At 31.6% G+C, this 6538-nt stretch carries 6 protein-coding genes and 1 pseudogene; 4 read left to right on the top strand and 3 right to left on the bottom strand.

The features are described from left to right. Window positions 1-576: 576 nt before the first annotated feature. From ACY3FQ_RS16480 to ACY3FQ_RS16490, 3 genes are all read right to left on the bottom strand, one after another. Window positions 577-1020 carry a hypothetical protein gene (locus ACY3FQ_RS16480; RefSeq protein WP_164543371.1) on the bottom strand — a complete coding sequence of 148 codons (444 nt, stop codon included), beginning with the start codon at window positions 1018-1020 and terminating at the stop codon, window positions 577-579. A gap of 143 nt (window positions 1021-1163) precedes the next feature. Then, window positions 1164-1664 (bottom strand): YfjT/YkfB family phage-associated protein, encoded by a 501-nt coding sequence (locus ACY3FQ_RS16485; protein ID WP_164543370.1) that lies wholly within the window; start codon window positions 1662-1664, stop codon window positions 1164-1166. A gap of 128 nt (window positions 1665-1792) precedes the next feature. Continuing rightward, window positions 1793-2386, bottom strand: coding sequence for a recombinase family protein (locus ACY3FQ_RS16490; protein WP_164543369.1), 594 nt, complete (start codon window positions 2384-2386; stop codon window positions 1793-1795). A gap of 192 nt (window positions 2387-2578) precedes the next feature. Between ACY3FQ_RS16490 and ACY3FQ_RS16495 the strand changes: the two genes are divergently transcribed. From ACY3FQ_RS16495 to ACY3FQ_RS16510, 4 genes and pseudogenes are all read left to right on the top strand, one after another. Beyond that, window positions 2579-2956 carry a hypothetical protein gene (locus tag ACY3FQ_RS16495; protein ID WP_264237825.1) on the top strand — a complete coding sequence of 126 codons (378 nt, stop codon included), beginning with the start codon at window positions 2579-2581 and terminating at the stop codon, window positions 2954-2956. A gap of 213 nt (window positions 2957-3169) precedes the next feature. Next, window positions 3170-3583 (top strand): helix-turn-helix domain-containing protein, encoded by a 414-nt coding sequence (locus ACY3FQ_RS16500; RefSeq protein WP_264237826.1) that lies wholly within the window; start codon window positions 3170-3172, stop codon window positions 3581-3583. A 197-nt stretch (window positions 3584-3780) separates the two neighbouring features. Further along, entirely contained in the window at window positions 3781-4728 is a 948-nt protein-coding gene (locus ACY3FQ_RS16505) for a replication initiation protein (protein ID WP_264250543.1), read from the top strand. Between the two features lie 1481 nt (window positions 4729-6209). Beyond that, window positions 6210-6538 (top strand): annotated as a pseudogene (locus ACY3FQ_RS16510) (hypothetical protein); the annotation flags it as partial.

Below are 6538 nucleotides of genomic sequence, written 5' to 3' on the forward strand. Positions count from 1 at the left end.
GGTGGATCTAAGGTAGGACACAGTTTAAAAGATGAATCACAGTTTATTGATTGTGTTTATCGAGCATCATACTTATCAAAACAAGATGATAAGGACAACGTACAATATAAAAAGAAATTTGGAACAACAACAGGATAAGAATAACAATGATTAGTAAATCTCAATACATACTCAATAAAACATACAATCTTTTTCTTACTAAATTAGTGCTTTGGTATGGACTATATAACAGACATAAAGCAGATAAAGAACAAGGCTTTCACCCTATTAAGAATTATGAAAAGATGATCACATTACAAGCAACACTACAGACACTATTACCATCAATAGAGAAGATATACAGAGAGAACATTAGATCGTACTTCCCACTGATAGATGATCTAGCACTGATAAAGGTATTCAAGGATACATACCATGTTTGAGCTGTTAGTAATGATAGCCATTCTATTTATTTGGTATCAAATTAAGAGAGTATAGATATGCCCAAAATTGGACACATCTACTATAACCTAAACACACGTATAGGCGTATGAGGTGCAGTGCACCTTATGCGCTTTTATATTTAATTTTAAAAGATCAATGATAATAAAAAGCAGGCAGAGATCTTTTTTTATCAATTTCCCTAAACTTATTTATGTATTTTTGATTATTTATGCATTTTAAAATATTAACATTATCAATATCATAAGCTACATCGAATGTCGTGTATTCATCTAAAGATATTGAATGGAGACTATTTTTATCCTTTCCTAAATATCCCATGACAATGCCTATAGAGACTAGTTCAGAACCACCACTATAGTTAAATTTAATAAAATTATTTTTAGTGTTTCTTTTATAATCTTTTGAAAAATCTAAAATATTTTTTCCATTCTTTAAAATGTGAACGTTATAGAGAGTCTGATTCTTAGTAACTTTTATTGAGCCATTAGGTGTGGTATCACAATAAAAGATTGTTTCTTCTGCGGCAAAGATTGATGAAGAAGTACATAGTGATAATAGTAGTATTTTTTTAAGCATTTGATATATCTCGATTAATTAACATTTTTGGATAGTCACCAAAATTCTAGACACATAGAGGGTATGATGAAGTTTAGTTACCCTTATATAGGCGGATAAGATGCACCGCATCCTATCTGCTTTTTATTTAATAATATCTAAATTTAACTAAAGTTCTCAGGAATACAGATTTCCACTTCTTTTATATTTTTCATACTACTAAAGGTTGGGAAATAGCTAGCGATGGTTTTTCCATTTTCAATTACTTCTATTTTGTTGGCTTTTTTTATGTTGGATGTCAGGCTTTTCCATGCAGCATTATAGTTTTTACTTTGTTTATTACGTGGTATTGATTGTTCTTTACCATTTATCTTAAGAGATATTCTTTTATTTAAAATTTTTGATTTTTTTAAGTATTTATCATATTCATCTTTAGGGGAATCCCAATTCACTTCATTATTGTAAGCGTCAAAAAATAATTCTACATAGCCACCTGCAAGCTCTCCACAAGAAATTTCTAGAGATTGATTTTTTTTATCATAAATCCTGAATAGATTTCCTCCTTGTCCATATTCATAACTCCAAACATTAGGTGTTTCTGCATTAGCTAATGACATACATACAAAAGTAATGGTTGTACTTATTAAAAAAAAAACCTTTTTCATCAAATAATTACTCACTTTAATTTTGTTTCGCATTATTTGTTAAAATAAAAATATTTTCTAGTATTATTAGATAATTATTCAGAATTAAAGATAAATAAAAGTCTATATTTTATGACTTTTTCCTTTATTTATTTTTTTAAAACTCTATAAACAGTGGCAACACCACAACCAACAGCCTTTGCTATTTCCTCTTTTGTTAAACCTTTATTATTTAAATCTTTGATTCTATAATGTTTTTGAGTATTAGCTTTCTTACCACTTGGCTTGTATCCGCTTCTCTCTAAACCTTGCTTTATACGTTCTATGCGCTTTTCATTATCCAAACGAGCCATAGTAGCCAGTAGATCAATCAATAGGTTATTAACTAAATTTAGGATAGAACTTGTAATGGTATCGTCTGTATTTAATAGAACATGAGTTGTGGGAAGATCAGCAACGACTAGTTTTAATCCTTTCTCTTTTATACGCCCTTTCAATACTTCAAATTCTTCTTGTTTGAGTCTTGATAGTCTATCTACACTCTCAACAAGTAAAGTATCTCCATTCTCTGCATCTGTTAATAAATTATTTAATACAGGTCTATCTAGCTTTGTACCTGATTCATTCTCTACATATTCAACCGTAACGCCGTGAATGGTACTAGCGAATTCTTTTAAACTTTCTAATGCTCTCTCTGCATCCTGATCTTTTGTACTAGCACGTACATATATTCTTACTGTCATTATCGTTTAACTCTCTTTGATTAAGTACTATGATAACACTATCATTTAATTTATTAAACTAGTTTAATGATAGTTTATTTATCATAAGAGAGTTTTATTTTTAGGGTATAGTCTAATGAGAATGCTAAATAATTGACTTTATATTCAATTAAATATATGAAGCTTATTCGCTTTTTAAAATGATTTAAGCATATGAAATCAAAATTAATATCAGCTTTATTTTTTTCCTTTACAATGAGTTTTGCTGTAGCTGGACCTTATACAAAGGCAGATTATCAGAGTAACCCAGTTTTTGTTGGTGAATGGAAAGATCGTACAGCTATGGTAGAAAGAACTTTCCGCATCATTCGAAATGATGCAGTAAGAAACGACTACAATTACGGCATATATATGAAAACCAAATTTCTTGAATCGGGAAACACTTCTGGTTTTCAACCAACATATGTAGGTTCATTACAAGGGAATGCATTGAAAGTTAGAACAGAAAAGGGAAGTACAAATACTTTCTATATTCTAAAAGATGGCAGATTGACTGATAATGATATTTACTTGATGCAAAAAGTAAAATAAATAGATCTAAAGATTAATGTGATAGATGCAAAACCTCAATTCTAAGGTTGATCATTGATGGCAACAGAAAATAATAAAGAAGCTTAACAGCGTTTTAGGAGAACAATATTGTTCTCCTTTTATTATTGAACATTATTTTTAAACTTTAACTATATTGATCATGTTCATAATTGTATATTACTGTTTATACAAACAGAACAAGAATGAACAGATATGAGCTATATATCAATTAATCAAGCAAGCAAATTGTTCAAAGTTAGTCGTAATACCATCTATGCTCGTATTAAAAAAGGAGATATGACTAAAAACAGTGATGGTCTTGTTTCTGTTCAAGATATGATGCGCCTATTTGGAAATAAAGCAGATAAGAAAGCTACAGAACAAGCTGTAACTGAACTGCTGAACAGTACAAATAATATTGAGCAATCAATTGAGCATCCTAAAGCTAATAATGAACAACTTTTACTGCAACAAATTGAGCAATTGAAATTACAAGTTGAACAACTTGAAAAGCAACTTGAATACGTCAAAGCAAATGAAGCATGGCTTAAACAGCAACTAGATCAAAAACTAATTGAACATAAGAACCATGAAAAGAAAGGCTTGTTAGGTCGTTTATTTGGCTAATTTAGCGGTGAATCCTTCGCATCTACACATGAATTGTGATACAAATATTTCAGATATGAAAAAGCCCGTATTTCTTCCCTCGCCAAAGTTTAGAAATACAGGCTTGAATCCTTTAAATCATATGAACAGTGAAGCTCATACAATCTGAGAATAATAATACAGGTTGTTTGAGCATTTGCAAACAGTGAAGTTATGCAATGCAACAATTAAGTCTAAGCTTAGAACAATTTACAGACAGATTTCCTAACAAGCCCTATTGTTCTGATGATCTGCATTTAGGGCTACAAATTCGTCCTAAGTCTTTAGCATTGCTAAAACGCTATATCCAACCTAATCATCCCTACTACACACATTTCTTTGTCTTTGATCTTGATTATCCAACAGCATACTTGGATTACTTCTATTCAATGATAGGTGTACCAGCTCCTAATTTAATTGTAGAGAATCCAGAGAATGGACATGCTCATTACATCTATCAATTAAAAACACCAATCTATAATACAAACGCAAGCAACGATAAGCCCATAAAGTACGGTAATGCTGTCTATTTGGCTCTTAGAGATGTTCTCAATGCAGATGTGAACTACAGTGGATTAATTACTAAGAACGCCGTACACAAGCATTGGCGTACCCATGTTCTACGTGAACAACCTTACACACTTGATCAACTCTCTGAACGCTTAGATTTAACAACACGTCAAATCAATAAAGAGATCAAGATTGATGAAGCTGTAGGGCTTGGTCGTAACTGTTGTGTGTTCCATACAGTACGACATTGGGCTTATGTTGAAGTGCGACAATATCGAGCTAAGAGCTTCAATCAGTGGCTTGATTGTGTCATTGCTCAATGTTGTTCTGTGAATGCTCAATTCACTGTACCTATGCAGTACAACGAAGTTAAAGGCATTGCTAAATCAATTGCTCGATGGGTTTGGAAACGTGATGGATATGCTTACCAAGAGTTTATTGATAGACAGACACGTAAAGGACAATTAGGTGGTAAAGCTAAAGGTGAAGCATATAACGCTAAACGCAAGCAAGCAGTAGCTTTGAGAGCTAAAGGGATGAACCATACACAGATAGCAAAACAACTAGGTATAGCTCGTTATACTGTCATTCGTTGGCTTGGTGGGGTGTCACAATAGCCTAAATCAGATACTAGCCCCTTGAGGGCTTTTTCGTTTGTTTCCGTAAGAGAGTTTTTATGTGTCTCTTGTTAATACTGATTCTCTTTTTAGCCTTGATAAATCATTACTACCTGATAACACAGGATCAGATGATTTAATTTCTTAGTAATGATTTATTAAGGTTCCAACCGACTGACTTCTTCTCTATCTCAATGGAAGATACAGAGGGCGTGGAGAAATTATCCTTTTTATAAATTCTATATCTTCATAAATTGAAAGCTATAGCGAGAGCGGTGATACACGTATTTATGATCTACGTTACGTGATATTAATTTGTAATGCCCATTAAATATTACTCGCGATTTTTTTAGGTGTTGTTTATTAAATGTTCAATGGAAAGTGAACGGAGCTAATAAAAAATTCCCCCTTAATCGGAGTACCCATCCTTCAATGGAGGATAGGATTTAACAGAGGCTATGGGGGCACTTTTGATGGGATGGGCTATATCTCTCACATCACATACAAGTCACATATAACACTAGGTTGTTATTCAAGAATTGTGAAAGTTCTATATCAGCTTGATTGGAATGATTGCATTGTTGAATGCAAGCATGGAGATGTACTGTAGATCATTAAGTATTTTATATCCTCCAATGGAGGACATGCTAAAAATACAATCAAATACTAATTAAAAACCTGTATAGTCCTATATGGCTCTCATTTGCGTTTACAGCTCGTTTAGGCTTGTCTGGTACAAGTGCATAGGAAAGGTGTCTATCATCTCCCTACCGCTCTCCTATAAGCATGTAGAATTATAATTATATCTCTATCTTGTGTCATGTTGATCTGACAACCACAATATCTAGTATCTAACTAAAATACATTATCTAAACTTGGATACATCTTAAATGTGAGCAAATATTCTCATATCTCTGAACTACGAAAGTTTCGTAGTAACGCTCCTAAATTTATCGGAACGCAACTCTGCTATTCTGAATAGGGATAACGCTACCTCCATTGGAGGAAACGTCTATATATTTCCATACCAATCTCTAATAAACATACAGAACATGAATTTATGAATCATCAATAAATCATTACCTATATTGTATGTAAGTATCTGAATATTGACACTTTTGTTATGATAGTGTATTATATTATCCATAATAAAAAACTACTATCATCTCTAAATATCCAATCAAATATTAGGTTATTTTCAACCTATAGAAAATATATATTTAAAATCAGATAGTTGGTTGTATCACGACAGATACATTTTTAAATACATATATAAATCAATAACTTGAAAAGTATGTTTTTTATACAGCAACATAGAAAATATATATACTTTTATTGGTTATTTATAGCATCACTTAAATTATGGATAAACAGAGTATATCTATCCCTATCAATATCTAAAGATACATAGATATATCAATACTTATTCATATCTACATACCAATACAGACATACCAAGCTAAACAAAGATCAATATTTATATGAATAAAACATTAGAACAAGGTAAAGCATACAAAGGCTTCAAGCTATGCAATGAACAACAGTACATATTAAAGACTGACAATATGAGAGATATTCTGAAATCTCTTATACATGCTAAAGATAAACTAGAAAGACCTATAGCACTTAGATATACATTAGGACTAGAAGAAGATCACAGCTTTGATATTAATAAACTAACAAGAAAGATTAAGAGCTTATTCAAGGATAGTGGATATAGTTTTATATACAGCTTTGAACATGCAGAGAATAGAGGATTACATCTAGAAATGATGTTAGTTGTAGATCAAAAAGTACATAACCCTATCTC

The organism is Acinetobacter sp. AB03 (assembly GCF_058107045.1).